Annotated in this window: 24 protein-coding genes and 3 pseudogenes; 9 read left to right on the top strand and 18 right to left on the bottom strand. The window is 62.7% G+C overall.

The window, feature by feature from the left end; translation table 11 throughout:
* The first annotated feature begins 47 nt into the window (after positions 1–47).
* The gene (locus V3314_RS14340; RefSeq protein WP_046615456.1) at positions 48–1,067 is read left to right on the top strand and encodes an XdhC family protein; all 1,020 of its coding nucleotides are present in this window, start codon (positions 48–50) and stop codon (positions 1,065–1,067) included.
* Between the two features lie 21 nt (positions 1,068–1,088).
* Here the strand turns inward: V3314_RS14340 and V3314_RS14335 are convergent, their stop codons facing one another.
* The 4 genes from V3314_RS14335 to V3314_RS14320 form a co-directional block, all read right to left on the bottom strand.
* Positions 1,089–1,877, bottom strand: coding sequence for a transporter substrate-binding domain-containing protein (locus tag V3314_RS14335; protein WP_135003101.1), 789 nt, complete (start codon positions 1,875–1,877; stop codon positions 1,089–1,091).
* A 167-nt stretch (positions 1,878–2,044) separates the two neighbouring features.
* The gene (locus tag V3314_RS14330; protein ID WP_025338811.1) at positions 2,045–2,686 is read right to left on the bottom strand and encodes a LysE family translocator; all 642 of its coding nucleotides are present in this window, start codon (positions 2,684–2,686) and stop codon (positions 2,045–2,047) included.
* A gap of 50 nt (positions 2,687–2,736) precedes the next feature.
* Positions 2,737–2,937 (bottom strand): DUF1289 domain-containing protein, encoded by a 201-nt coding sequence (locus V3314_RS14325; protein WP_012271937.1) that lies wholly within the window; start codon positions 2,935–2,937, stop codon positions 2,737–2,739.
* 8 nt (positions 2,938–2,945) lie between these two features.
* A complete protein-coding gene (locus tag V3314_RS14320) occupies positions 2,946–3,263 on the bottom strand; it encodes a hypothetical protein (protein WP_046615458.1) in 318 nt (105 codons plus the stop codon).
* A 317-nt stretch (positions 3,264–3,580) separates the two neighbouring features.
* Between V3314_RS14320 and V3314_RS14315 the strand changes: the two genes are divergently transcribed.
* Positions 3,581–5,329 carry a BCCT family transporter gene (locus V3314_RS14315; RefSeq protein ID WP_046615459.1) on the top strand — a complete coding sequence of 583 codons (1,749 nt, stop codon included), beginning with the start codon at positions 3,581–3,583 and terminating at the stop codon, positions 5,327–5,329.
* Between the two features lie 66 nt (positions 5,330–5,395).
* Here V3314_RS14315 and V3314_RS14310 read toward each other — a convergent pair whose 3' ends face one another.
* Entirely contained in the window at positions 5,396–5,875 is a 480-nt protein-coding gene (locus tag V3314_RS14310; RefSeq protein ID WP_015270715.1) for a VOC family protein, read from the bottom strand.
* Between the two features lie 205 nt (positions 5,876–6,080).
* Between V3314_RS14310 and V3314_RS14305 the strand changes: the two genes are divergently transcribed.
* Positions 6,081–6,731, top strand: a complete 651-nt coding sequence (locus V3314_RS14305) for a TIGR04211 family SH3 domain-containing protein (RefSeq protein WP_338459151.1) — start codon at positions 6,081–6,083, stop codon at positions 6,729–6,731.
* Between the two features lie 119 nt (positions 6,732–6,850).
* Here V3314_RS14305 and V3314_RS14300 read toward each other — a convergent pair whose 3' ends face one another.
* Complete coding sequence (locus V3314_RS14300; protein ID WP_046615461.1) at positions 6,851–7,123, bottom strand: hypothetical protein; 273 nt, start codon at positions 7,121–7,123, stop codon at positions 6,851–6,853.
* 116 nt (positions 7,124–7,239) lie between these two features.
* Here V3314_RS14300 and V3314_RS14295 point away from each other — a divergent pair.
* Both V3314_RS14295 and V3314_RS14290 read left to right on the top strand, forming a co-directional pair.
* Positions 7,240–7,368, top strand: a pseudogene (locus tag V3314_RS14295) (3-oxoacyl-ACP reductase); the annotation flags it as partial.
* A 16-nt stretch (positions 7,369–7,384) separates the two neighbouring features.
* Positions 7,385–7,590: pseudogene (locus V3314_RS14290) on the top strand (4-oxalocrotonate tautomerase family protein).
* 117 nt (positions 7,591–7,707) lie between these two features.
* Here V3314_RS14290 and V3314_RS14285 read toward each other — a convergent pair.
* Entirely contained in the window at positions 7,708–8,589 is an 882-nt protein-coding gene (locus tag V3314_RS14285; RefSeq protein WP_046615462.1) for a LysR family transcriptional regulator, read from the bottom strand.
* Between the two features lie 107 nt (positions 8,590–8,696).
* On the opposite strand from V3314_RS14285, the gene argC reads away from it, so the two are divergent.
* From argC to V3314_RS14270, 3 genes are all read left to right on the top strand, one after another.
* On the top strand, positions 8,697–9,638 hold the full coding sequence (gene argC, locus V3314_RS14280; protein ID WP_338459150.1) for an N-acetyl-gamma-glutamyl-phosphate reductase: 942 nt from the start codon (positions 8,697–8,699) through the stop codon (positions 9,636–9,638).
* A 79-nt stretch (positions 9,639–9,717) separates the two neighbouring features.
* Complete coding sequence (locus V3314_RS14275) at positions 9,718–10,404, top strand: GNAT family N-acetyltransferase (RefSeq protein ID WP_046615464.1); 687 nt, start codon at positions 9,718–9,720, stop codon at positions 10,402–10,404.
* A 104-nt stretch (positions 10,405–10,508) separates the two neighbouring features.
* A protein-coding gene (locus V3314_RS14270; protein WP_235431436.1) for an IS3 family transposase occupies positions 10,509–11,860 on the top strand; the annotation gives its coding sequence in 2 pieces (ribosomal slippage) (positions 10,509–10,986 and positions 10,986–11,860; 1,353 coding nt in all).
* A 214-nt stretch (positions 11,861–12,074) separates the two neighbouring features.
* Here the strand turns inward: V3314_RS14270 and V3314_RS14265 are convergent.
* On the bottom strand, positions 12,075–13,574 hold the full coding sequence (locus V3314_RS14265) for a PLP-dependent aminotransferase family protein (RefSeq protein WP_046613922.1): 1,500 nt from the start codon (positions 13,572–13,574) through the stop codon (positions 12,075–12,077).
* 15 nt (positions 13,575–13,589) lie between these two features.
* Between V3314_RS14265 and V3314_RS14260 the strand changes: the two genes are divergently transcribed.
* Positions 13,590–15,329, top strand: a complete 1,740-nt coding sequence (locus V3314_RS14260; protein WP_338460317.1) for an NAD(P)H dependent flavin oxidoreductase family protein — start codon at positions 13,590–13,592, stop codon at positions 15,327–15,329.
* 201 nt (positions 15,330–15,530) lie between these two features.
* Here the strand turns inward: V3314_RS14260 and dapA are convergent, their stop codons facing one another.
* From dapA to V3314_RS14210, 10 genes and pseudogenes are all read right to left on the bottom strand, one after another.
* On the bottom strand, positions 15,531–16,397 hold the full coding sequence (gene dapA / locus V3314_RS14255; protein WP_135002067.1) for a 4-hydroxy-tetrahydrodipicolinate synthase: 867 nt from the start codon (positions 16,395–16,397) through the stop codon (positions 15,531–15,533).
* 387 nt (positions 16,398–16,784) lie between these two features.
* Positions 16,785–17,042 carry a PAAR domain-containing protein gene (locus V3314_RS14250; RefSeq protein WP_046613925.1) on the bottom strand — a complete coding sequence of 86 codons (258 nt, stop codon included), beginning with the start codon at positions 17,040–17,042 and terminating at the stop codon, positions 16,785–16,787.
* Positions 17,039–17,857 (bottom strand): DUF6708 domain-containing protein, encoded by an 819-nt coding sequence (locus V3314_RS14245; protein ID WP_338459149.1) that lies wholly within the window; start codon positions 17,855–17,857, stop codon positions 17,039–17,041. The genes V3314_RS14250 and V3314_RS14245 overlap by 4 nt, the downstream gene beginning before the upstream one ends.
* 124 nt (positions 17,858–17,981) lie before the next feature.
* Positions 17,982–18,275 (bottom strand): annotated as a pseudogene (locus tag V3314_RS14240) (toxin VasX); the annotation flags it as partial.
* Entirely contained in the window at positions 18,272–19,195 is a 924-nt protein-coding gene (locus V3314_RS14235; protein WP_153670594.1) for a hypothetical protein, read from the bottom strand. The gene V3314_RS14235 and the pseudogene V3314_RS14240, both read right to left, overlap by 4 nt.
* A complete protein-coding gene (gene tssI, locus V3314_RS14230; protein WP_338459148.1) occupies positions 19,195–21,273 on the bottom strand; it encodes a type VI secretion system tip protein TssI/VgrG in 2,079 nt (692 codons plus the stop codon). Before tssI ends, V3314_RS14235 begins: the two co-directional genes overlap by 1 nt.
* A gap of 14 nt (positions 21,274–21,287) precedes the next feature.
* The gene (gene icmH, locus V3314_RS14225; RefSeq protein ID WP_196173385.1) at positions 21,288–22,160 is read right to left on the bottom strand and encodes a type IVB secretion system protein IcmH/DotU; all 873 of its coding nucleotides are present in this window, start codon (positions 22,158–22,160) and stop codon (positions 21,288–21,290) included.
* 220 nt (positions 22,161–22,380) lie between these two features.
* Positions 22,381–23,352: a biotin-dependent carboxyltransferase family protein gene (locus V3314_RS14220; RefSeq protein ID WP_046613930.1), complete on the bottom strand. Its 972-nt coding sequence runs from the start codon at positions 23,350–23,352 to the stop codon at positions 22,381–22,383.
* The gene (locus V3314_RS14215) at positions 23,349–24,236 is read right to left on the bottom strand and encodes an allophanate hydrolase subunit 1 (RefSeq protein ID WP_135002071.1); all 888 of its coding nucleotides are present in this window, start codon (positions 24,234–24,236) and stop codon (positions 23,349–23,351) included. The genes V3314_RS14220 and V3314_RS14215 overlap by 4 nt, the downstream gene beginning before the upstream one ends.
* A gap of 90 nt (positions 24,237–24,326) precedes the next feature.
* Positions 24,327–25,085, bottom strand: coding sequence for a 5-oxoprolinase subunit PxpA (locus tag V3314_RS14210; protein ID WP_046613932.1), 759 nt, complete (start codon positions 25,083–25,085; stop codon positions 24,327–24,329).
* Positions 25,086–25,190 lie beyond the last annotated feature (105 nt).

Genomic DNA, 25,190 nt, shown 5'->3' with positions numbered 1-25,190 from the left:
CCCGCGAAGAAGCCGGCCCAGCCAACATCAGGTTTAATGGAGTACCCATGGAAAGCATCGACCTGCTGGTCCTGCGCACCACCCGAGACTGGCTCGCCGCCGGCCACCGCACCTTGCTGGCTACAGTCGCCCGCACCTGGGGCTCCTCCCCCCGCCCGGTCGGCTCGATGATGGCCCTGCGCAGCGACGGCCGTGTGGTCGGCAGTGTCTCTGGCGGCTGCATCGAGGACGACCTCATTCACCGCTATACCAATGCCTACGGCGGCCCCGGCATGCCCGGCGGCCTGCCTCAGGTGGTGCGCTATGGCGTCAGTGCCGACGAGGCGCACCGCTTCGGCCTGCCCTGTGGCGGCACCCTCGAACTGGTGCTGGAATTCGCCCCGTCGCTGCAACACCTGGAGCAACTGCTCGCCGACCTCGACGGCGGCAATCTGGTACGCCGTGGGCTTGACCTGCGCAGCGGGGAGACCAACCTTACCGCCACCACCACGCCCGAACTGTTCAGTTTCGATGGCCGGCACATGCTCAGCACCCTGGGCCCCGGCTATCGCCTGCTGCTGATCGGTGCCGGCGCGCTGGCCGAATACCTGGCGACCATGGCCCTGTTCAATGGCTTCAGCGTTTCACTGTGCGATCCGCGCCCCGAGTACACGGCAGGCTGGAACGTTGCCGGCGTCAACCACCTGGCCGGCATGCCGGACGACGTGGTCCGCGCCTTCGCCCCGGACCTGCGCAGCGCAATCGTTGCCGTCAGCCACGACCCCAAGCTGGACGACCTGGCCTTGCTCGAAGCCCTGCACAGCCCGGCGTTCTATATCGGTGCCATCGGCTCACGGCGCAACAGCCAGCTGCGCCGCGAGCGGCTGATCGAACACTTTGGCGAAAGCGAAGCGTCGTTGCAGCGCCTGCACGGTCCTATCGGCATCTATATCGGTAGCAAGACCCCGGCCGAGATTGCCGTCAGCGTCATGGCCGAGATCCTCGCTGCGAAGAACGATGTCACCCTGCCCGGCGCAGTCAGTGTGACCCGGGCCAAGGAAGCCGAACAGCTGGCCCGCTCCCTGTAGGAGCGCATACCAGGCTGCTATTTATTGCCAACGCTCCAGGTTTTGCTGCAGCAGTTGCTCCGGCAACGCACCGGCAACGATCTTTTCCATCTCCTTCGCCAGTGCCTCACGCAGCTGCGGCTGGTTGCAGGGCGAATCATGCGACAGCGCCAGATACAACCCTTCGCTGGATATCGGTGGTTCCAGCACCTGCAAAGTGTCGGCAATCCCCAATGTGCGCGCCAGCGCCAAGCCGGGATACTGCTCGTACACCACATAATCGCTGCGCTTGTGCATCAACTTCTCGAATGCCTGCCTGGCACCAGGTACCGCTTCGAGGGTGAGGTTGGTCCTGGCGTAGTCGTCGAACTGCTGGCCGTGGCTGTTGTTGACCAGCGTGCCACCTTTGCGGCCCTTCAGGTCGGCCCATTGCCGGTAGGCAAAGGCATTGTCCTGGCGCACCCAGATAACGCTGGGTGTATGCAGAAATGCCGGGGTGATGAAGTCCATCTGTTGCTGGCGGACCTTGGTCAGGAAATACCCGGCCATCAGGTCGATCCGGCCCGTGCGTACCTCTTCCTGGGCGCGCGACCACGGCCCGCCGTAGACCACCTCGATTTCCAACCCCAATTGCTTGGCCAGATACTTGAGCAGGTCGGCATTGGCACCGATCAGTTGCTGGGGGTTTTGCGGATCGCGCCACAGGTAGGGGGGGTATTCCGGGTTACCGGTGGCAGTCAGCCGCCGGCATTCCTCGTGCGCTACCGCCACCAGCGGCAGCAGCAGGCACGGCAATAACAGCAAAGCGTGGCGAAAGCAGCGCTCGATCATCGACAACCCTCGGCACATGTGACCTCCGCAGACCTGGAGCGGTGGCCAAAGGCTGCCACATCCTGTGGTCGACTGCAGCACCCCTCTGTGCGTGCTGTAGACAGTCTGGACCATGCATGGCCATCAGGTTGGCCATTTATCGGCCAGCGGGGAGCGCCCCTCGTACTTCAGGCCCCCTGCCGGCGCATCGCCAGGATCGCCGCACCAAAACCGATAAAGGTGGTGCCCACCACCCGGCTCACCCAGCGCGACAACGACGGCCGGGTCAGCACGCCCTTGGCCCGCGCCGCCAATGCGGCATACAGGCTCAGCGAAACCAGCGACAACGCAACGAATATTCCGGTCAGGATCAGGAACTGCGGCAGCAACGCCGCACCTTGGTCGATGAACTGCGGGAACAGTGCGGTGAAGAACATGGTCGCCTTGGGGTTGGTCACTGCCGTGAGGAAGGCCGACTTGTAGAGCTTCAGCGGCGTGGGCCGGACCTTGGCCACACCCTCTGCGGCGCCCTGCGCCAGCATCGGGCTCTTTTTCAGCAATTGCCGCGCCCCCAGGTAGAACAGGTAGCCCGCCCCCAGGATCTTCACGGCGTTGAACAGCATTTCGGAACTGGCCAACAGCGCGCCAAGCCCCAGCATGGCAGCTGCCGAAAGGCAGAACAGGCCCGAGCCATTGCCCAGCGACGACCAGATCGCGCTGCGCTGGCCATGGGCCAGGCTGTTGTTGATGGCCATGAGGGTGGCAGGGCCGGGGCTGGCGATCGCGATGGCAGCGACCAGGGTAAAGGCAAACAGCGAGTGAGAATCCATTTTCAGGCTCGTCAGACAATCAGGAAAGGCCGCGCGCAGGGTGCGCAGGTTCAGTCGGCATTCTGCCGCTTGGCCGCCTTCTTGGCGATAGCCTTCATCCGCGTTGCCGCCCGCTGCACGGTGGCCATCTTCTCGGGGCGCTTCATGCCCCGCCATTTGCGGATTTCGTCACGGGTGCGACCGCAGCTCACGCACAACTCGCTGTTGAGCTGGCACAGCGAGACGCAGGGGTTGTCGATGTCTTTGGCCATGCCGCCACTCAGCCAGGCATTTCTGCCTGCGCGCGCTCAGCGGCGCGGTGGAACACCTGGCACACTTCTTCGGCCTTGACCTTGCTGACCGACCTGGCAGCCAGCAGCTCGTCGACCACGCGCAAGCCCTGTTCCAGGGCGGTGGCCAGTTGCTCGGGGTCGGAGGCGTCAGCGATGTCACCCAGATAAGGAGCGATGAGATACACGTAACGGTCCTGCAGCTTGAGCGCTTCCAGCGCGTCGAGGGCTTTCTGGAACCGATCGGCAGCGGCAGGGCTCATGCTCAATTTATCGAAATGAATCAGGCTCACACGGTCAGTGGCCATTTGGACGAATCTCCGTTTCCTGGTACGGCCAGGCCTACAAGCAGCAACGCTTCTACGGTGCTCGGATGTGCAGGCCCGGGGAATGCCCATCAGGTTACCAGAACGCGAAGCAGAAAGGGCCATCGCCCCCAGAACTAAAAGTAGTTGGCAGGTCGCGCAATGGACGCCCCGGGGCGTAATCGGGACAGGAGCCGCCGTTTCGCGCGCAGGATAATCCAGCCAGCAATCTCCCCGCCGAGGCAGTCATCGAACTCGGTAGCCCACACAAAACTACAAGCCTGCACCAGCAGGTAAGCCAGAAAGGGGCCTCATCATTCATGGCAAAGGAACACATCACCGAAACGCTCGACCTTGGCGTGACGGACCCCTCGAAAACCGCAGAAGCACGCCAGGACCGGCGTTTCGAGGGCAAGCTCGACTGGATCGTCTTTGGTTTCACCAGCCTCCTGGCTATCGCTTTCGTCCTCTGGGGCTTCCTCAACCAGGCCAGCCTCGCCACCAGCGCCTCCAGCGCGCAATCCTGGGTCATTCTCAACTTCGGCTGGTTCTTCGTGCTTACCTCCACGCTGTTCGTGGTGTTCGTGTTGTGGCTGGCCGCCAGCCGTTACGGCCGGGTCCCGCTGGGCCGTGATGGCGAACAGCCGGAATTCCGTACGGTGTCGTGGGTGGCGATGATGTTCAGCGCCGGCATGGGCATCGGTCTGATGTTCTTCGGCGTTGCCGAACCGCTTTCGCACTATGTGTCGCCACCGCCAGGGACGGCCACCGGGCAGTCCAGTGAAGCGATGCAGGTGGCCATGGCCACCACGCTGTTCCACTGGACGCTGCACCCCTGGGCCATGTACGCCATCGTCGGCCTGGTGATTGCCTATGGCACCTTCCGTCGCGGCCGCTCGCAGCTGATTTCCGCCGCCTTCCGGCCGTTGATCGGCAAGCATGCCAACGGCCCGCTCGGCCGCCTGATAGACATGATGGCGATCTTCGCCACGCTGTTCGGCTCGGCAGCCTCGCTGGGCCTGGGCGCGCTGCAGATCGCCGGTGGCCTGGAATACAACGGCTGGATCGAAAGCCCCGGCAAGCTGTTCTACATCTCGATCATCACCCTGCTGACCATTGCCTTCGTCACCTCGGCGGTGTCGGGCATCGGCAAGGGCATCCAGTGGCTGTCCAACACCAACATGGTACTGGCGCTGGTGCTGGCGTTGTTCGTGTTCATCGTCGGCCCGACCCTGCTGATGCTCAACCTGCTGCCAACCTCGATCGGCATCTACGTCAAGATGCTGCCGGAAATGATGGCCCGCACCAACGCCAGCGGCGGCGAGCAGATGAACAGCTGGCTGGCCGGCTGGACCGTGTTCTACTGGGCCTGGTGGATTTCCTGGACGCCGTTCGTGGGCATGTTCATCGCCCGCATCAGCCGCGGCCGCACCATCCGCCAGTTCGTTACCGGGGTGCTGCTGGTACCGAGCCTGGTCAGCCTGGTGTGGTTCACCATCTTTGGCGGCGCGAGTATCGACGCCCTGCGTGAAGGCGCCTTCCAGCTGGCCAACGGTGCGGTCAACAGCAACCACGCGCTGTACCAGTTGCTGGAAAGCTACCCGCTGGCCTCGGTGACATCGGTGCTGGTGATGGTGCTGGTGGGCATCTTCTTCGTCTCCGGTGCCGATGCGGCCTCGCTGGTGATGGGCACGCTGTCGGAGCATGGCACCACCACGCCATCGCGACGTACAGTGATCTTCTGGGGCGCACTGACCGGTACTGTTGCGGCAATCATGCTGGCGATTGGCGACCCGCGCGACCCCGGCGAGGCGCTGACCGGCCTGCAGAACCTGACCATCGTCGTGGCCCTGCCGTTCGTGGTGGTGATGGTGCTGCTGTGCCTGGCGCTGTACCGCGACCTGCGCAAGGACCCGATGATGCTGCGCCACCTGCGCGGCAACGAACTGATCGAGAAGGCCGTGCTGTATGGCGCGGTGAAGCATGGCGAAGAGTTCTACATCGTGGTGCAGGAGAAGAAAACTTCGACCAAGCCGGCGTCGGCAGAGGCCGAAGTGACCGGCAACTGACCTGGCAAGTTTGTGGAATCGGGGGCTGCTGCGCAGTCCCCGATCAAGATGCCTTCACTGCCGTGGTCAGCCCTTCAACGCCGCCTCTATCCTGGCCACATCGATCTTGCCCATCTGCATCATGGCGTCGAACGCCCGCTTGGCCGCCGCCCGGTCGGGGTGGCCGATGGCTTCGATGAGGATGCGCGGGGTGATCTGCCACGAAATCCCCCATTTATCCTTGCACCAGCCGCAGACGCTGGCCTCCCCGCCGTTGCCGACAATGGCATCCCACAAGCGGTCGGTCTCGGCCTGGTCCTCGGTGCTGACCTGGAATGAAAACGCCTCGCAATGCGTGAAGGCCTTGCCTCCGTTGAGGCCCACGCAGGGAATACCCATGACGCTGAACTCCACGGTAATCACGTCACCCTGTTTCCCGGATGGATAATCAGCAGGTGCCTGATGCACCGCTATCACTGTCGTGTCAGGGAAGACGCTGGCGTAAAAGTTCGCGGCCTCCTCGGCGTCGTTGTCGTACCAGAGGCAGATTGTGTTCTTGGCTGTCATGGTCTTGTTCCATGAAAGGGTGTGAGCCTTTGAGTCTAGTCTCACAGTCGCCGGTTGAAGCCTTGCAACATCCTGCAGACATTTCCGACATTAGGTAGTGAACCTGCTTACAAAAAAACGGTCTTTCGCTGACGGTCAACCCACCGACCGGTTCATCGGCCCAGTCACCGGGCCTACTTTTGTCCTGTTTCAGCGAAGACCCAACATGCCCGATTCCCGCCCGAATGCTTCCGCCCTCACTGCCCTGCGCGGCGGCCTGATCGCCACCTTGGTGGCCCTTGCCGCACCGGTACACGCCGAAGAGCCTGCCAGCGATGCACGCTGGGTCAGCGACAGCCTGAGCACCTACGTGCGCAGCGGCCCCACTGATGGCCACCGCATTGTCGGCACGCTCAAGTCCGGGCAGAAGCTGACCCTGATCGGCAGCCAAGGCAACTACAGCCAGGTGCGCGGGCAGAACGGCGATGTGGTCTGGATCCTCAGCAACGATCTGCAGTCGGTGCCAGGCCAGAGCGAGCGCCTGCCGCAGCTCGATGCCCAGGTCGCGGACCTGACCGGGCAGTTGAAGAACATCGACGACAGCTGGAAAAACCGCGTACAGGGCATGCAGGAAACCCTGGACTCACGCAAGAAACTGATCGACGAACTGGAGGCGCGCAACAAGGCGCTGAACGAACAGCTCGACCAGACCCAGTCGCAGCTGCGCGATACCCAGGCCCGCCTGGGGGACGAGAACAAGCAGGTGATGATGCGCTACATGGTGTATGGCGGCAGCATCGCCGGCGCGGGCTTGCTGGCGGGGCTGATCCTGCCGGCGCTGACCCGTGGGCGCAGGAAGAACGATCGCTGGTTCTGACTGGTCTTCCTGCGCTGGTCTCTTCGCGGGTAAAACCGCTCCCACAGGTACGGCGCTGGCGTTGAGCCTGCTGGAGATGCTGTGGGAGCGGGTTTAACCGCGAAGAGGCCAGGAAGGGCTTACCTGCTACGCGCCTTGTTGTAGATAGTCTTGGCCAGGTCCGCCGAGGCCTGACACTGGGTCATATCACCCTTGCTCTGGGCATCCTTGGCATTTTGCAGGTGGACTTTGAAGTCATGGGCCATGCCGCCATGCATTGCCTGGCCACTGGCCTTGTCGAAATCTTCAAGTTCCTTGATCTTGGCCGCACAGTTGCTCGCCGGGTCTGCGTGCGCGGCAAAACTGAGGACCGAGGCAATCACCAGCAAGGGTATGCATTTCGTGGATTTCATGGAGCGTTCTCCTGGAAAACCTGAAGGGGTCGTCGAGATGACATTGGCTCGACGCAGCAAACAGCATAGCCGGCCATATGCCCCGGCGCCTCGGTTCAACCCGGGGACCCTACCCCCTCCCCAGTGGCCGCACCGGCTCGCCACAGGATGTCGTGGACGCAGTGTTGTACCTGGCCGACTCACGCTTCGTCAGCGGCGTGATCCTGCCGGTGGATGGCGGCAACACCGCTGGCACCTGGCATTGACAGAGGCGCGAGAACCATAGCTTATGTCCACATTCGCGTGACCGATGAAGGCGTGAGCGCCGAGCACAAGCGCCAGCTGATCGAACAGACGACCCGCATGCTGCAGCAGGTGCCGGGCAAGCCGCCGGCCAGTACCTTCGTGGTGATCGGAGAGGTGCCGACCGATAACCGGGGGCTGGTGGGGAGACGGTGACCGCGGTGCGGGCCCGAGAGCGGGGTTGAAGCCTGGGGCCGCTGCGCGGCCCTTTCGCGACACAAGGCCGCTCCTACAAGAGGTCGCGTTCCCTTGTAGGAGCGGCCTTGTGTCGCGAAAGGGCTGCAAAGCAGCCCCCAGGGCCCTCACTGGCGCAACCGCTCCAACGCCTGCAACACATACCCCGTGGCACGCTCCACATGCCCTTCCCGGCAGGCAATGCCCAGTTGCCGCCACAACCCCGGCCGCAGCGGCCGGCGGGCAATGCGCCGGTCCAGCTCGGCCGCCTCCCCCTCCTGCGGCAGCAACGTCGCCCCATACCCGGCCCCGACCAGGCTCTTGATCGCATCGTTGTAGTTCAGCTCGATTCGCGGCTCGGGGTACAACCCCGCTGCCGCGAACCACTCGCCGGTCACCCGCGAAAGCTGGGTGCTGCTGTCGTTGAGGATCAACGCCCGCTGCGCCAGCCAGGCCGGCGTGACCCTGGCCGGTGGCTGCCAGTCGGCCGGCACGTAGGCCAGGATCGGGTCACGCCGCCAGGGCGTAACCGCAAGCCCTTTGCCGGCCACCTGCGGCAAGGCCACCAGGCCGATATCCAGCGTGCCCTCGCGCAAGCGCGCCAACGAGGCCTGGGAGGTCAGCACCTGTACCTGCACATCGATCCCCGGGTGCACCGTGCGCAAGTGCTCCAGCGCCTGCGGCAGCAGGTGGGCGATGGCGCCGGTGGAGGCACCCAGGCGCACCCGGCCCGTCAGGCCCTCGACCTGCCGGCGCACTTCATCCAGCGCCAGGTCGGCGTCGGCCAGCAGGCGGCGGGCACGGGCCAGCAGGGTTTCGCCAATGACCGTGGGCCGCACCTGGCCGCGGGTGCGGGTAAGCAACGAGGCGCCGATGCGCGCCTCCAGCTCGGCCACGTGCAGGCTGATGGTGGGCGGTGCCAGGTTGAGCTGGCGGGCGGCTTCGGCAAAGGAGCCCAGGTCTGAAATGACCACCAGGGTTCGGAGGCGATCGAGGCTGATTTCGCGCATGGGCCAACTCGTTCAGGAAAGATGAATATCTCGATCATCATATTCAAATTTTCTTTACCAGAGCCACAAGCGAGCATAGGCCATCCCTCCCCGATCGGATTTTGACCATGCACACCCCTGTTGTCTTCATCGACGGTGACCAAGGCACCACCGGCCTGCAGATCCATGCCCGCCTGCAAGGCCGCAGCGATCTGCGCCTGCTGACCCTGCCCGAAGCCGAGCGCAAAGACCCGCACCGCCGCCACGAGGCAATCAACAATGCCGACATCGCCCTGCTGTGCCTGCCCGACGATGCTGCCCGCGAGGCCGTGGCGGCGATCCACAACCCGCAGGTGCGGGTGATCGACGCAAGCTCCGCGCACCGTACCAGCCCAGGCTGGGTCTATGGCCTGCCGGAGCTTGACGAGCAGCAAGCCGAGCGCATCGCGCACAGCAAGCGCGTCAGCAACCCCGGCTGCTATCCCACCGGCGCCATCGCCCTGCTGCGCCCACTGGTCAAGGCCGGCCTGCTGCCAGCGGATTACCCGCTGAACATCCACGCCATCTCCGGCTATTCCGGCGGTGGCCGCGCCGCAGTCGAACGGCATGAACAGCCCGCCGCCGGCAAAACCCCGGCCCTGCAACTTTACGGCCTGGAGCTGGCACACAAGCACGTGCCGGAAATCCAGCAGCACGCCGGGCTGTCGGCGCGGCCGATGTTCATGCCCGGCTACGGTGCCTACCGCCAAGGCATCGTGCTGAGCATCCCGCTGCAGTTGCGCCTGCTGCCCGGCCAGGTCAGTGCCGAACAGCTGCAGGCCTGCCTGCAGCAGCAATACCAGGGTGCCCGCCATGTCCAGCTGATGCCCCTGCACCAGCACGGCGCAGCGCCGAACCTCGACCCCGAGGCGTTGAACGACAGCAACGACCTGCGCCTGGCGCTTTACGCCAACCCCGAGCATGGCCAGGTGCTGCTGACCGCAGTGTTCGACAACCTTGGCAAAGGTGCCTCCGGTGCGGCGGTGCAGAACCTCGACCTGATGCTCGGTGCATTGCAGGTACAAGGCTGATCGGCAAAACCGGTTAGACTGTGCAGCCCGCGCCCGCACGGCGCGGGCCGTCCATCCACCCGCCGGAGCCCGCACCCCGATGTTCATCCTGAGCCGCCTCGACAGCGTGCCGCCTGAATCTTTCCAGAACCAGATCCGCGAACTGGTGATCCACAATGTCGGCGAACTGAGCAGTGTCGCCATCAGCGCCGACAACCCGCTGTACCCGCTGTACCAGTATGGCGTCGGCATGGAGGTGCACCAGTACCTGCAAGCACTGGACGGCACCCGCGGCCTGGCCGTGACGCTGACCCTGGCGCTGGATGCCGAGGCACCGGACCAATTGCTGGGGTTCGCCCTGTCACTGCCGGCCGAGGACGATGACCAGGCGTGCGCCCTGGCCTTCCTCGCCGTGCGCGCCAGCCATCGTCGCCAGGGCATCGCCCGCGCCCTGCTGGGCGACCTGCAGGCACGCCATGCCTGCGTCGAGCTGAATGCCTTCGCCAGCCAGGTACCGTGGTTCGAGGCGATGGGCATGCAGGTGGTGGCTGCCAATGGGCCGCAGGTACTGATGAGCAGTACCGGGCGGGCTAGCGGCGCGCTGATCGGGCGGCTGGATATTGCGCCGATCTACCAGACGGCGGAAGTGATGCAGATCCATACCTACCTGCTCAACCAGCAGGGTGAAGATGCGATGATCGAAGCGGAACAGATGCGGGATGAGCGGCTGGACGAACTGACCGCTCAAGCCCAGGAGTGTGTACGGCAGCGCAAGACCGTGCATTGATCCAAGGGCCTGTTCGCGGGCTCGCCCGCTCCCACAGGATTTCACAAAGCCAAACTGGACTGCCCCCAAGAAGTTGGACACCAATCCAACCCTTTGGGGGATCTATGGGTAAATACACAGAGCAGTTCAAGCTCACGGCTATCACCGCTTACCTAGAGGGCAACCGGGGCTTTCGCAAGGTGGCACAACACTTTGGCATCGATTTCAGCCTACTTCGGCGCTGGGTTGCTGGCTACCAAGTCGATGCCAGCCTCAGCCCTCGCTCGCATGGTCGCCGCTACACCGAGGAATTCAAGCGACGGGTGCTCAAGTACATGCTTGAGCATCGTCTGTCCTTGCGCCAAACAGCGGCGCACTTTGGCCTTGGACAGTCCTCACAGATAGGCATTTGGCTGCGGCAGCACTACAGTGGCAGTCCTGTAGCCACTCTCGCCAAACAAAGAAAATCAGCCGTGCCGAAGAAAATTAAGCCCATCAAGCCGACAGACACCAATGACGCAGAGAAATCTCGTGAGCAGTTGTTGAGCGAGCTCGAGTATCTGCGCATGGAGAATGATGTCCTAAAGGAGTTAAAGGCTCTGCGAGAGGAGAAGGAGCGAACACGGACGAAAAAGCCCTGATCGTCTGCAAATTCAGACATAAATATCCGCTGCTTGACCTCTTGCAGATGGTGGGGTTGGCACGCAGTACCTTTTATTACCAGGTCAAGTGCCAGCAAAAGCCGGACAGGCACGCTTCGCTCAAGGAGTTGGTGCAGCGTGTCTATCACGAGGAGAAAGGGCTGTATGGCTACCGCCGAATTGCCCTTGCCATCAGGAACCAGGGAACCTTGGTCAACAAGAAGGTCATTGAACGGTTGATGGCTGAGCTTGGTTTGCAGTCCGTTGTACGCCCGAAGAAGTATCGATCCTATCGCGGCATTGTCGGCAAGGTGGCCATGAATTTGCTGGAGCGTAATTTCGTCGCGCAACGCCCCAACCAGAAGTGGGTGACCGATGTCACTGAGTTCAAAGTGGCCCAGCAAAAGCTCTACCTGTCGCCCATGATGGACTTGTACAACGGTGAGATCATCGCCTATGAAACAGCTTGCCGGCCGACCTATGGCTTGGTCGGGAACATGCTGGAAAAGGCGCTCGATGGGTTGGGTGAAAAGCCCAAGCTAGTGATCCACTCAGATCAAGGATGGCATTACCAGCAGCCCCAATACCGCCATAAGCTCGCAGCGCGCGGTGTGAAGCAGAGCATGTCTCGCAAGGGTAATTGTCTGGATAATGCGGCGATGGAAAGCTTCTTCAGCACACTGAAGTCAGAGTTCTTCTACCTGAAGCGCTTTGAAAGCGTCGAAGAGCTGAAGGCTGGCCTGGAGGAGTACATCCATTATTACAACCATGATCGCATCAGGCTGAAACTCAATGGCCTGAGCCCTGTCAGCTACAGGACTCAGGCTACTGGCTAAAACTGTCCAACTTTTCGGGGGCAGTCCATCCTGTGGGAGCGGCTTTAGCCGCGAACACCGGCGCAGCCGGTGCCATGCAGCGCGTTGGATTCTTCGCGGCTGAAGCCGCTCCCACAGGGTACGCGGACCGCTTGCGAATTCAGTTCTCTACTCGACAGCGCAGCCCCAAGGGCTGGGCGATCCAGCTTTGAGAGCTTGAGCAACACCGTCGCGCCTACGGGACCGATGTTGCAATCGCCTTCGCCGCTTGCGCCAAACGTTGTGTAGCCAGCCGGATTTCATCCATGTCCAGCGAGGCGAAACCAAGGCGCAAGGCATTTTCCGCATGACCAAACGGCGAAAACTGCCGGCCGCTGCGTACCACCAGGTCCAACTCCAACGCCTTGCCAACCAACTGATCCACATCGATTCCGTCAGCAAACCTCACCCACAGCGCCAGCCCACCTTCCGGCTCGCGCACGGTTACCTGCTCGCCAAAGGCATCGCGCAAGCAAGCCAACAGGGTCTCTCGACGTCGGCGATACTCCCGGTTAACCCGACGCAAGTGCTTCTTCAGCTCGCCATCATTGATCAAGTCCGCCAGCATCTGCTGCATCACCGCATCGCCCTGCCCCAGGGTCAGCGTCGCCCTGCGTTCGAGCGCCGCGGCCACCTCCGCCGGCGCCACGATGAAACTGCAACGGAACGTACTGCCCAGGGACTTGGACAATGAGCCAATGTAGATCACGTGCCGCTGCTGACGGTCGCTGGCCAACGGCAGGTAAGGCCGACCGGCGAAGTGGTACTCATGGTCGTAGTCTTCCTCGACCACGCAAAAGTCGTGCTGCCGCGCCAGCTCCAGCAACTGCTGCCGGCGCCCGGCAGGCAGGCTGACCGTGGTCGGGAACTGGTGATGGGGAGTGATGTACAGCATGCGCACCTGGTGCAGCCGGCAAAGTGCATCGATCTGCTCGACCCGGCAGCCCTCGTCATCCAGGTCCACGGTCACCAGCCGGGCGCCCAGCTGGCGGAAGATCTCCCACGCGGGCGGATAGCTCAGGCGTTCGACCAGCACAACGTCACCGGGCTTGAGCAGCACGCTGGCCACCAGGTACAGCGACATCTGCACGCCCTGGGTCAGGCAGATATGCTCGGCGCCAACGTTCAGGCTGCGATTGTTCCGCAGCATGTCGGCCAAGGCGCTGCGCAGGGAGTGGCTGCTGCACGCGCTGCCATGGCGCACGGTGTTGGCGGCAAAGCTGTTGCGCAAGGCATTACGGTAATAACGGTGCAGAACGGTCTGCGGCAGCAGGCGGTGGTCACAGGCGCCGTTGTCGAAGAACAGCGCACCAGGCCGATCCTGCTGCGCGGCAGCCTGTTCGTTGGCCGCGAAGTAGGCAACGGCAGGCTCCTCCTCTAGCACCAGGGCAAAGGGCTGCGCTGCATCGGGCTCGGCCAGCGTACCAGCCGCCAGCTGCCGACTGACGAAGGTGCCACGGCGCTGCACGCTTTCCAGCCAGCCTTTGGTCTCGGCTTCCTCGTAGGCGAGGATCACCGTCTTGCGGTTGACGTTCAGCAGTTGCGCCATTTCCCGCGTGCCGGGCAACGGCGTGCCGGGGCGCAGGCGGCCCTCGGAGATCGCGGCTACCAGACCCTCGACGATCTGCCTGTACGAAGCCTGCGGCTGCGCCCCGTCGAGCTTGAGCAGTGGCTGCCATTTGCGAAGCTGGACCATGTGAATTAACCGAAACTGGAGGTTCTACTGGTCCTGGACTATAGCAACAATCGAACCTCCACTTGCCCCGAGGTGCCCATGCAGAACCGCCACGTGATTGAATTGTCGCCCTCGGGCAAAACCTTCGACGCCAGCCAGGAGCTGCTGCTCGATGCCATGCTCGCCAGCGGCCTGCCGGTGCCCTTCTCCTGCCGCCGCGGCGCCTGCGGGTCTTGCAAGGTCAAGGTGGTGGCAGGGCAGTATCGGCACAAGCAGCGGACGGCAGACATGCCCGCGCCCTGCTACCCCCTCGCCGCCGACGAAATGTTGCTGTGCCAGAGCCATGCCTGCAGCGACATGCGCCTGGAGATCCCCGGCTGGTCCCTGGAAACCCAGGCGCTGGAAATCCACGCGCAGGTTCATGGCAAACGCGAACTGAGCGCCGATATCATCGAACTGGTGCTGCAGCCTGCACAGCCGTTGGCGGCAAGGGCTGGCCAATACGTACGCTTTCGGCTCGACAACGGTGATAGCCGCTGTTTTTCCATCGCCAACCTCCCTGCCCAGGACCAAGGGCAACTGGTGTTTCACATCCGCAAGGTAAGCGGCGGCCTGTTTACCGAACGCCTGCTGCCAACCCTGCAAGCAGGTGACACCTTGAAACTTGAAGGGCCGGTGGGCGCCTGCACCTGGCAGCACGAGGACCAGCGGCCCCTGGTGCTGTTCGCCACTGGCACAGGTTACGCCGGCATCAAGCCATTGCTGCTGACCGCCCTGGCAGGTGATGCCGAGGTCACGTTGTACTGGGGCTGCAGATCGGACGCCGACTTCTATGACCGTGAGTTTCTCGAGCAGGCCAGCCGTGCACACGCTCACTTTCGCTGGCACCCGGTGCTGTCGGACCAAGCACGCGTGCAGCAGGTGGCGCTGGCCCAGGCCCATCGCTGGGCCGACACCCAGGTCTATGCCTGCGGCAATGTCACGATGATCAGCCAGGTTCGCGAGCAGTGCCTCGCAGCAGGCCTGCAGCCCCATCGTTTTGTCGCGGAGGCTTTCGTTGCCAGCGGCGCACAGGCGCCCGAGGCTTCAACAGCCAGCCCATTGCACCCGGACCTGGAAAAAGTCGGCCCGCGCTACTCGCTGGACGGCATGCTCGCTGCCCGCGAGCAGTCGGTACGGGCCGTGACGGCTATCGCCAGCCAGCTGAAAGTCGGCATGACCACCGCCCAGGCGCTGGAGATGGCCGCGCAAACCTTGCAGGCGATGGGCGCATCGCACACCTGGCACCCGACCTACATCCGCTTTGGCGACGACACCGTGCGCACGCCGCGCCAAGGCATTGATCTGCAACGTGTATTACGTAACACGGATATCGTCGTGGTCGATGTCGGCCCGGTATGGGATGGCTATGAAGGCGACTATGGCGACACCTTCGTGTTCGGCCAGCACGAGCTGCACCACGCCTGCGTCAAGGCACTGCATGAAGTGTTCGACGAAACCCGCCAGGCCTGGGGCCATGGCCTGACCGGGCGCGAGCTGTACGACTTCGCCGAGCGCAGTGCCCAGGCAAAAGGCTGGCAGCTGGAGCGCAATCTGGCCGGGCATCGCATCGCCGACTTCCCGCACGTGCTGTATGGGCAGGACAAACTGGCCGAGGTGGAAATCGTCCCGAGCGAAGTGGTGTGGGTGCTGGAGATCCAGCTGTGCCACCCTAGCGAGCCGGTCGGAGCGTTTTTCGAAGACATCCTGATTGGCGAGGCCAGGCCGCTCTCATAGATTCAGCAAGGCCCTGGCTAGCCCTTTGGGCTGCGCTGTCGAGTAGAGAACGGAATTCGCAAGCGATCCGCATACCCTGTGGGAGCGGCTTTAGCCGCGAAGAATCCAACGCGCTGCATGGCACCGGCTGCGCCGGTGTTTGCGGCTAAAGCCGCTCCCACAGGGGCCCTGCTGATTCAATGAGTCATATGCCCTTCTATCTCAAGCACCGAGCGAATCCAGCACGCCTTGCAGCTTGCCCCGGGTCATCTCGGTGCACGGCTGCATGGGCTCGCGCAGTTCGTCGCTCATCAGCCCCTGTAGCTGCAAGGCCGCCTTGACCACAGCCGGGTTCGGCTCGGCAAAGGCCATCTTCATCCACGGCAGCAACTGGTAGAACGTGCCGCGCGCGGCTAACCAGTCGCCATGGTCGACCTGCTGCAGCATGCGCACGTACAGGGCGGCGCCTACATGCGCCGAAGCCGAAATGGCCCCTGCACCACCCAGGCACAGGTTGTTGAAGATCTGCGCGTCCTCACCGGCCAGCACCTGGGCGTGGCCGTCCTGGATCAGGGCCATGGTGGTCTCGCTGTCGCCGCTGCAGTCCTTCACCGCCGCGATGCGCGGGTGGCGCACGATGCGGCGCAGGGTTTCACGCTCGATGCGTACCCCGGTGCGGTAGGGGATGTCGTAGACGATCACCGGCACGCTGGCGGCATCCGCCACGGTGCTGAAGAACGCCTCGATGCCGGCCTGCGAAGGCCGGATGTAGCACGGTGCAGGGACCAGCAGCCCGCCAATGTCGCGCCGCTGGATTTCAGCCTGGAAGGCCAACAGCTCGCGCAGGTTGTAGCCCGACAGGCCCATCACCACCCTGCCCGGCTCCACCCAGGCCAGCACGGCATCCAGCATGGCCAGTTGCTCGGCCTTGGACAGCGCCGCTGCCTCGCCCGTAGTACCGCATACCACAAAACCGGCCACACCCTCTTCGAGCAGCTTCTTCACCAGCTTTTCCAGGGCGGCGAAGTCGATTTCATTGGCGCGCATTGGTGTGACGAGGGCGATCCAGATACCACGGAAATTCGACATGCAAAAACTCCTGATGTTGACCGAAAGTCAGCGTCAGCAGGGCGAAGAGTCGAAGTGGTCTGGCAGGGATACCTGGCGCCTTCTGTCTCGTCAGCCCACCTGACGAGACAGCGCGCCTCGGTCAGATGAGCGGCTGTTTCTTGGATTTCTTGGCAACGGCAACGCACGCGCCTGCCTGGGCGATGAAGCCCGAAGCGAAAATGGCGTGGTTGGAAATGGACATGCCGGCAAGCCCGTTGCGTGGATATGGCTGGATAATGGTGGCGCGGCGTACCCGGTGTCAACACCGAGATCGCCAACCCATTGGGCTGCGCTTTTGCCCAGGGAAGTGAATTCCCAAGCGGTGCACGTACCCTGCAGGTCCGATCTTGCACAAGAGGCATTTGATCAATCCAGCAGCCACCCGGCATCGCCCTCGTCCAGCACACCCCCGTGATCCGTCCTGTCACCTTTACGCGCCACGGCCGCGCCTTCGATCAGGAAATGCTCAGCCCCACTTTCGATCACGGCGCCGCACGTGGTCCGATCCCCCACCCTGGCAACCGCCCTGCCATTGAAGGTGTACGTGGCACTGCCGCTTTCTACCTGGTTGGTGCCATGTAGCGGGCAGACATGTCGATGACCTACAAGTACGACAGGGTTCATTGAGCTTCTCCTTCTGATGGCCCAGTACGCGATTCACGGTCCATTTCCTGAGGCCAATCAACCTTCGGCGCCAGGCAGTGCATGTGGCTGAGGCCATCGTCATCGTTCCAGTCGCGGGGTGGGTGCACGAATTTCGGCAGGGCTTCGGGGCCTTGCTGCATGAATAGCCGGGCGATAGCCCAGTAGGCTTCTCCGTGGTAGAGGTCGTGGGTGAATAACACGCGTTCGATGACTTCGTCGGTGTCCGGGTTGCGAACCGACAGCATGACGTTTTCGATCAGCCCACCGTAGCCGGGGGCGTAGACTCGGTAGACTTCGGCGGTTACGTCGTCCCAATTGTAGGCGACAGGTTTGACGCCCCAGTGTTTGCGGCTGAACATGAAGAGGTAGTTGCATCTGAATTGATAAACATAGATCTTTCGACGCAAGCGATTAAAACGTATTGGTTCGTCTCGTGGAAGTGCCAAGTCTAGCCGGACAAATGAAAAGACGACCCATACGCAGATTAGAGGCCCGAGTATCAAGATTAGCTTCATAATCCAATCGAAGGCCTGACTGTAATCAATGAGACCCCAATACACTTGTACAGCTACAAAAAACAAGAACAGCAGCGTCGGAATGCCAAGCAAGGCCAATACACCTCGTAGACGGACTGTAGATCGAGGCAACTCCATGTATACATCATCAGCATGGTTTGGCGGCGGATTAATATCGTTCAAATTCAAGAGAGATGTGGGTGCTTCGTGGGCGCTCGGTAGATCGTAGCGCCAGGCTGGCGCACGTCTCATTAGCACTCTTGGCTCATGCGTCGTCATTTGCCCTCCGGTTACATGTACATCACCAGCAATGTTGCTGCGACAATGGAGTGCGCTCCAATTGTCGGCATGAGTTCTATAAGGCCTGAGATAGCCAATTGGGACCGGTCATTACCGTCCGAGGCGGCTCGTAAGGGTTGAAGCGGCGCAGGTGGCCCTGCTCGCTGACGGCATAGGCATGCCAGACCTGCTGGTCGAGCAGGACATACAGGTAGCCCATACGCAAGGTGCGCAAGCCGATCATTGTCGAGATATGCCGGTTATCCGCGACGGTGAAAACACACTCGGGGCGGGTATCCGGCACCAGGGCGCGGCGCAGCGGCAGGATCGGCAGGCCCTGGCGCTCGCAGGACATGCACTGGTCGTGCGGGAGCCCGGCTTCGGCGATCGCGAGGGCGATACGTTGACTGATGGTCATGAGCGACTCTCGGATTTCGGCAGGCATTCGATCAGGTGGCGCCATTGCGCCTCGGAGTAGCGGGCAAGCAACGCGGCAAGAGGCGCCTGGCCTCTGGCCGCTGCGTCGATCATTTCGCCTACCACAGGTACGGTATGCAGCCTTGGGTGAATGCACAGGTGATGGAGAGCGAAAGCCACGATGTCCTCCATCTCGCTCAAGCCCAACCGGCGTGCATCATCGATATGGTTCGAAGCGCGCACCGCTGCAAAAGGTGGGATCTGGCACTGATTGACGCGGCGCGAACCCGCCCGCAACACTCGCCAGATAGCCAGCACACGCTCGATCAGCCCGACGTCATCCTGTATTCGCCGCGCAGGCGCCGGCAAAGGGTGACGCTGCCCGCCCTGCCCTTTCAGGCTTGCCAACCGCCCCCCGCTACTCAGGAACAACCAGTCACTGATCGGCCACCATGGGCCTTGTTCGAGCCGCTCGAACACCGCTGCGAGCAACTCCAGACGGACGGGTTCGTAGACCGGGTAGCAGCCAAACTCCCGATGGGAATCGGGTAGCCGACACAAGGCCGTGAGATGGGACGCGACAGCGACCGAAGGCGCCTCACTGAACAGCCAGCCACACAGGTAACGCCGTTGCTGAAACAACGCCTTTTGCGCTGCTCGGGCCGTGAGTTCCAGCAGGCAGCGACTGGGGACCGTGCCGGGCGAAGCCAGGCAGGCCAGTACGGGATGCAGTTGAGGGGCATGGGCCAGGTCGTCCCGGTGCACACGGGTCAATGCATGCTCACCCAGGGCATTGCGCAACTGGGCAAGCACGGCGTGGTCGCCATTGTGAGCAGTCGCAAGCGGGTCTATCAGCACATGGCAGTACAGGTGCGCCCCATGATGGCTTTCGATGAGCCTGGCCAGGTTGTCAGTGCGCATCAGACCTTGGCCTCGCACTTTTTGCTGGTATCAGCCACAAGCGAGAGTGGCTGGCTGTTTCCAGCCCCGGACGCAGCCGCGCTGGTTTGCCCCAGCAGGTCGAGCTTGAGCCCGTTGATGGTGATGCCCTGCTCATCCAGCACAATGCTGCCGCCCGCAGTTCTGAACTCGATGCGCTCACTGGCGCGCAGCTGATAGATCGTCGTATGTTGCTCAATGCCCTGCCCGACGGTGACCTTTTGCGCACCTTTGACGACAAGCTCGGCATCCTTTCCGACAACGGCCTGGTGATTGGCCCCTGTTGATTCGCTACGGTCGTTGCCTACTTTCTCGATAAAGTCATGCTTGATGTCTACGTTGCAGGTTTGCCCAATGAGCTGGGTATGGTCACCCCCGGTTTCCTGGCGGAAGTCATGGCCGATGTTCAAGTGCTCATCATTGCCGACCTGCTCGACACGATTACGTCCCACCCGCGTGGTCTCATCATTGCCGACTACATTGTTCTGGTCCCGCTGGGCATGGATGAACACTTCTTCCTTGCCGAGTTCGTCCTCGAAGCGCAGCTCGTTGAAGCCATCACCCTTGTGGGTCTGGCTCTTGATGGTCATGCGGGTCTTGTGTTCGGGCAGGTCGTAGGGCGGCAGCTGGTCGCCGCAATAGGTACGCCCGGTGATCATCGGCTGGTCGGGGTCGGCGTTGACGTACTGGATGATCACGTCCTGGCCGATGCGCGGGATGGCCATCGAGCCCCAGCTGCCGCCTGCCCAACCTTGTGACACGCGCACCCAGCAGGAGCTGAACTCGTTGTTTTCGCTCTCCCGGTCCCAGGGGAAGCTCACCTTGACCCGGCCCCACTCGTCGCAGTAGATCTCTTCCCCGGGTGGTCCGACGACCGTGGCCATGTGCGGGCCGTCGATGCGTGGCTTGGGCAACGGTGCCGGACGCCATTCGATCCGGCCAGGCACCAGCACGGCTTCCTGCGAATAGCGCGTTCCTTGTGCAGCTTCGGCAGCTTCTTCTTGCAGGCTGGTGAACTGGCTGCCCTGGTGATGCACGCGCATCACGCGCCAATGGGCGTTGAGGTCGTTGCGCGGGTGTTCGACAAGGGTGAAGCTCAGGCCTGGTTGCAGCCGTACATCGTCACCCTCGACTTCGGCAATACGGGCGTCATGGCGCAGGCCCGTCAGGCGGGTGGCGGTGAAGGGCACTCCGACCGCATCGCGCTTGTAGCGGCCGGGGTAGTCGAAGCGCTCATAGTCCCGGGACTGATGGGTGATGCTACTGTCACCTGCGCGGTGTTCCTGCCGGTACTGCGGGTTGGTGAAGGTGTAGTCCCGCTGCACCTGGCGTGCGGTGCGCACCTGCTCGCTGTAACGCAGGCGGCGCAGGCAAGGACTGGCCTGGTCGCCACCGCTGTTGGCGCGGTACAGCACCTGGTCGGGGCCGATGTCGTCTTCGTCGAAGAAGTCTTCATCTTCGTCGTTGGCCTTGAGCGCGCTTCGGCTGATCTGCCCCAGTGCCAGAAGTCGGTCGGTGATGACCAGCTGGTGTTGTTTCGGCGTGTGTTCGAAGCGATAGACAAAACCCTCTTCACCCGCCAGCCGGGCGATGAAGTCGAGGTCCGTTTCACCGGCCTGTACGCAGAACTCGCGCACCTGATGCTCGCCCATGCTCTTAATTTCGAAACGGGCAATGCCCTGGCGCTTGAGCATCAATTCAAGAATCTGCGGCACGGTCTTGTGCTGGAAGATGCGCCAGTTCGAACGCAAGCCGGCGCGGGCCAGCACGGGCTCGACCAAGGCGCGGTAACGGGTGCGACAGAACCCTGTCTCACCCTGGCTGAAGCTGCTGACCAGGCCGTGCACATAGCGCAGGGGGCGCTCACCGCGCCAGATCGTGAACAGCACCGGTTTGTCGAGCAACTGGCCGAAGTCGACCTCGTCTTCAAAACTGATCAATTCCAGTTTCAGCTGAAACGGTGAGCTGATCATTTCGTCGAGTTCGAACGAAACCACCTCGAAGTCAATCTGGCCAGCCAGCGGCTGGAAGGTGAAGCGCAAGTCGGATTGGCTAGGCATGCGTATCCCTCCCGCTACTGCTGCAAGATGCCGTTGAGCGATTCCAGCACCTCGGCGGTGATCAAGTTCAGGCGGTAGCTGTAGAAGCAGTAGGCGCAGACCATGGCGATGGCGGAGATCACCAACGGGCTCCACCAGGGCCATTCCCGGCGCCGCATGCGGTAGGGACGGTGGACCACGTTGGTATAGGGATCGCCCGGGAATTCCGGCGTGGGGCCGCGCAGTTCACGAATGACCTTGTGCATGCGCGAAATCAGGGCATTGATGATTTCATCGCACTTCGGGTCCAGGGCGTACTTGCCCTTCAGGCCCAGACAGAAGCAGAAGTACAGGAACTCCAGCACATCCTGGAACTCCTCGGGCGACTGCATCAACCGCTCCAGCAACACGAAGATCTTCTCGCCGCCCTGGGTTTCGTCGTGGAAGATGCTGAGCAGCGGTTCGTGGCTCCAGCACGAATTGTTCCCCCAGGGGCGGCTCATCACGGCCTCGTCCAGATAAAGGCACAAGGCATAGGAATAGACTTCCAGGTGCACGGCGGAATAACCGTGCTGCTGTATTTCCTCGCGGATGGCGCTGACCTGGGTCTGCAGGGCCTTGTGCACCTGTTCGATGTTGGGCAGGTCATCCAGCGTACGCAGTCGAATGACCAGGCCGAACAGCGGGTTGGCCGCGTCGAGCATCAGGTTGGCGAAGCCGCCGCGTAGCTGGAAGCCCGGGTCGGCCGGATAACCCTCGTGATCTGCGCGCCTGCCTTGACCGGGCAGATAGAGTGAATCGGAGCCCGCCGGGACATCGAGCATGGCATGCAGGCTGCTTTCGGTTACGTCATGGGCAGCGTTGGCGGCCTGGAATTTTCCAGGATGAACAGCAGATGGGCCGGGCATGAAGAGGTCCTTGTCTTCCAGTAGGCTGAAGACATGAACACTATCGGGGAATCAATTCTTCGAGGAGCGTGGGGCGTCCCAAAACGCTGTAGGAATTGTCTCCTTTTGGCTTGTCTGAACGCTGTGATGCCGGTATCTGGGGCCCTTTCGCGATACAAGGCCGCCGGCGCAACGACCGCGCCAGCCTTTGCGTGGGTGGCGCAGCGCTGCAAAAGATCAATCAGCCAAACAACCTGGCCAGAAAGCCCAGCTTCTTCTTGTAGGAGCGCCGGGCTTCCAGTGCGTCCTCCAGACTGACTTCCAGGAACCGCGCCTGCTGGTTGGGCTGCATCTGCCCGATCAGGTCCAGGTCGGCACTGATTACCGTGCCGATCATGGCGTAGCCGCCACCCGACACCGCGTCACGGTGCAGGATGATCGGCTCCAACCCCGCGGGTACCTGGATCGAACCGATCGGGTAGCAGCTGTCGACGATGTTCGACGGGTCCGAGCCGGCCCCGAACGGCTGCTCACGTGGCTGGAAGCTCAGGGCACTGCCGCCCTTGTAGCGATAGCCGATACGGTCGGCCTCGGAGCCTACCGTCCAGGCTTCGGTGAAAAAGCTTTGCGCGGCAGCCTTGGTCAGGCGGTGAAAATACAGCCCCGGCACCACCCGTAGCACCACCTCGCCGCCCAAGGCCTGGCGCAGGGCCATGGGCAGGCTCGCGCCGGCACGGGTCTTGCCGCTGGGTACGCCGACCGGCAACAGGTCACCCGCCATCAGCTTGCGCCCATGCAAGCCACCCAATGCACCCAACGCATAGGTGGAACGGCTGCCGAGCACCTCGGGTACATCGATACCGCCGGCCACCGCCAGGTAGGCCCGGGCACCTGCGGTAGGGAAGCCGAAACGCAACACCTGCCCGGCACGTACGGCAAACGCCGTATCCGGGCGTTGCTCACGGCCATCGAGCAAGGCCGGCATCTGCGCACCGCAAACCGCCACCAGCGTATCCTGCTGGAACTCCAGCTCCGGCCCCACCAGGGCACATTCGAGGCCGGCGGCGCCGGCCGGGTTGCCCACCAGGTGGTTGGCCGCCCTCAGGGCGTACTGGTCGAGGGCGCCGGACGGCGGGATGCCCAGGTGGTAGTAGCCTTCACGGCCCAGGTCCTGCACCGAAGTAGCCAGGCCGGGTTTGAGTACCTTGATCATGCCAGCACCTCCTGCAGGGTCCGTGGATAGCCGACCGGGTCGGCGAGGAACGCATCCAGGGAGAATTCCACCGGGCGAATGCGCAGGTCGAAGCGGCCTTCCTCGACATCCGCCACCGCCTGGTCGTAGGTGCGGCGGTCGATTGGCTTGAACTGCACGATGTCTCCCGGGCGGAAGAACACCATGTGCTCCTTCAGGTAGTTCAGTGTCTGCTGCGGGTCGTAGATCGGTGCCGGGGTGACGCCGAACATCTGGTAGCCGCCTGCCCCGCGCACCGAATAGATGCAACCGAAACAGCCACCATGGCCAAGGGTGAGCTTGGGGGTGTCCGTACGTGGGCGCAGGTACTTGGGCACCTGCAGTTGCCGCTCGCGCTCGACCATCTGGAACATGAACGGCAGGCCGGCAACGAACCCGACCATCGACACGAACCACGGCGCGCCGCTGTGCGCGGCAATGAACGCCTCGACATCGGTCAGGCCGTTGATCCGCGCGGCGTACTCCAGGTCGGTGCTGCCCGGGTCCTGATGGCGGTCACGAAAACGCATCAGCGTTTCATGGGTCCAGGGGTCGTTGTACAGCACTGGAATCTCGATGATCCGCGTCTGCAACGAGCGCTCGGCCACCGCCTGCGCTTCGGCACCGCGCACCGCCTCCAGCAGCGCCTGCGGCGCGATACGGTCCGGGTCGAAGCGGATCTGGAACGAGGCGTTGGCCAGGCACACATCCAGCACCCCGTCCAGGGCCAGCCGCTCCACCGCGCGGGTGACGGCCATGCCCTTGAAAAAGGCCTGCAGCGACATGCTCTCGCTGACTTCGGCAAACAGGTGCTCGTCGGCGCCAAAGCTATAGCGGATAGGGGTTGTAGCGAGCGGTTCGGCCATGACTGTTCCTTTTCTTGGAATCTTTATAGAAAGGCAGGCGAAAGCAAATTGCACGGGCTCCGGCGTATACCTGCCGGATGCCCCACGGATTCAGCGTGGCGCACGCACCACGATACCGGCAGCGTCCAGCGCCTGGCGCGTGGCCTCGACCAGGTCGAGCGCCCCCGGGGTATCGCTGTGCAGGCAGATGGAATCGAATTCGATGGCCAGGTCCTGCCCCTCGACCGTGCGCACCACGCCTTGCTGACAAGCCCGCAACACCCGATCGGCGACCGCCCCGGGCTCATGGCCCCGCACGTTGCGGGTGAACACGATCGACCCGCTCAGGTCGTACTCGCGGTCGGCGTAGAACTCTCGAATTACCGGCTGGCCAAGTTCCTGGGCAATCCGGCAGATCACCGAACCGGGCATGCAGTACAGCAGCAGCTCCGGCTCGATCACCCGCAGGTTTTCCACCAGCAGCCGTGCAGCTTCCTCGTCACGTGCCAGATGCATGTACAGCGCACCGTGCGGCTTGATGTGCTGCAGGTGCACACCTTGGGCGCGGGCAATTTCCCGCAGGGCACCGAGCTGGTAGAGCATGTCGTCGACCAGTTCCTGGGCCGGGGCATTGATGTGCCGGCGACCGAAGCCGACCAGGTCGCGGAACCCAGGGTGCGCCCCCACTGCGACGCCCAGGGCCTTGGCCCGTTCGACGGTACGGCGCATGGTGCCGGGGTCACCGGCATGGAAGCCGGTGGCGATGTTGGCCGTGCTGATGTAGCCCATCAGCTCGTTGTCGACGCCATCGCCAATGGTCCACGGGCCAAAGCCCTCACCCATGTCCGAGTTGAAATCCACCACCTGCATGATTGTCTCTCCTGGCGCTTGTGACCGCATGCAAGCCACGTTAGATTCTCCGCACCCCCTTGGGAAGATCTATAAACAGATAGGGTGTCTTCTGAAAATCAGATA

Origin of the sequence: Pseudomonas sp. TE3-3-F2023, assembly GCF_036784815.1 — a bacterium.
Taxonomy (GTDB): domain Bacteria; phylum Pseudomonadota; class Gammaproteobacteria; order Pseudomonadales; family Pseudomonadaceae; genus Aquipseudomonas; species Aquipseudomonas pudica.
This window is presented reverse-complemented; position numbering and strand designations above follow the sequence as displayed.

Coding starts and splice junctions, on each gene's coding strand:
- V3314_RS14285 (WP_046615462.1), bottom strand. CDS start 8,589: ATGCGCGAAATCAGCCTCGATCGCCTCCGAACCCTGGTGGTCATTTCA.
- V3314_RS14275 (WP_046615464.1), top strand. CDS start 9,718: ATGTTCATCCTGAGCCGCCTCGACAGCGTGCCGCCTGAATCTTTCCAG.
- V3314_RS14245 (WP_338459149.1), bottom strand. CDS start 17,857: ATGACGACGCATGAGCCAAGAGTGCTAATGAGACGTGCGCCAGCCTGG.
- V3314_RS14330 (WP_025338811.1), bottom strand. CDS start 2,686: ATGGATTCTCACTCGCTGTTTGCCTTTACCCTGGTCGCTGCCATCGCG.
- argC (WP_338459150.1), top strand. CDS start 8,697: ATGCACACCCCTGTTGTCTTCATCGACGGTGACCAAGGCACCACCGGC.
- V3314_RS14305 (WP_338459151.1), top strand. CDS start 6,081: ATGCCCGATTCCCGCCCGAATGCTTCCGCCCTCACTGCCCTGCGCGGC.
- V3314_RS14340 (WP_046615456.1), top strand. CDS start 48: ATGGAAAGCATCGACCTGCTGGTCCTGCGCACCACCCGAGACTGGCTC.
- V3314_RS14210 (WP_046613932.1), bottom strand. CDS start 25,085: ATGCAGGTGGTGGATTTCAACTCGGACATGGGTGAGGGCTTTGGCCCG.
- V3314_RS14315 (WP_046615459.1), top strand. CDS start 3,581: ATGGCAAAGGAACACATCACCGAAACGCTCGACCTTGGCGTGACGGAC.
- tssI (WP_338459148.1), bottom strand. CDS start 21,273: ATGCCTAGCCAATCCGACTTGCGCTTCACCTTCCAGCCGCTGGCTGGC.
- icmH (WP_196173385.1), bottom strand. CDS start 22,160: ATGCCCGGCCCATCTGCTGTTCATCCTGGAAAATTCCAGGCCGCCAAC.
- V3314_RS14235 (WP_153670594.1), bottom strand. CDS start 19,195: ATGCGCACTGACAACCTGGCCAGGCTCATCGAAAGCCATCATGGGGCG.
- dapA (WP_135002067.1), bottom strand. CDS start 16,397: ATGTCGAATTTCCGTGGTATCTGGATCGCCCTCGTCACACCAATGCGC.
- V3314_RS14215 (WP_135002071.1), bottom strand. CDS start 24,236: ATGGCCGAACCGCTCGCTACAACCCCTATCCGCTATAGCTTTGGCGCC.
- V3314_RS14250 (WP_046613925.1), bottom strand. CDS start 17,042: ATGAACCCTGTCGTACTTGTAGGTCATCGACATGTCTGCCCGCTACAT.
- V3314_RS14325 (WP_012271937.1), bottom strand. CDS start 2,937: ATGGCCAAAGACATCGACAACCCCTGCGTCTCGCTGTGCCAGCTCAAC.
- V3314_RS14300 (WP_046615461.1), bottom strand. CDS start 7,123: ATGAAATCCACGAAATGCATACCCTTGCTGGTGATTGCCTCGGTCCTC.
- V3314_RS14335 (WP_135003101.1), bottom strand. CDS start 1,877: ATGATCGAGCGCTGCTTTCGCCACGCTTTGCTGTTATTGCCGTGCCTG.
- V3314_RS14220 (WP_046613930.1), bottom strand. CDS start 23,352: ATGATCAAGGTACTCAAACCCGGCCTGGCTACTTCGGTGCAGGACCTG.
- V3314_RS14320 (WP_046615458.1), bottom strand. CDS start 3,263: ATGGCCACTGACCGTGTGAGCCTGATTCATTTCGATAAATTGAGCATG.
- V3314_RS14265 (WP_046613922.1), bottom strand. CDS start 13,574: ATGGTCCAGCTTCGCAAATGGCAGCCACTGCTCAAGCTCGACGGGGCG.
- V3314_RS14310 (WP_015270715.1), bottom strand. CDS start 5,875: ATGACAGCCAAGAACACAATCTGCCTCTGGTACGACAACGACGCCGAG.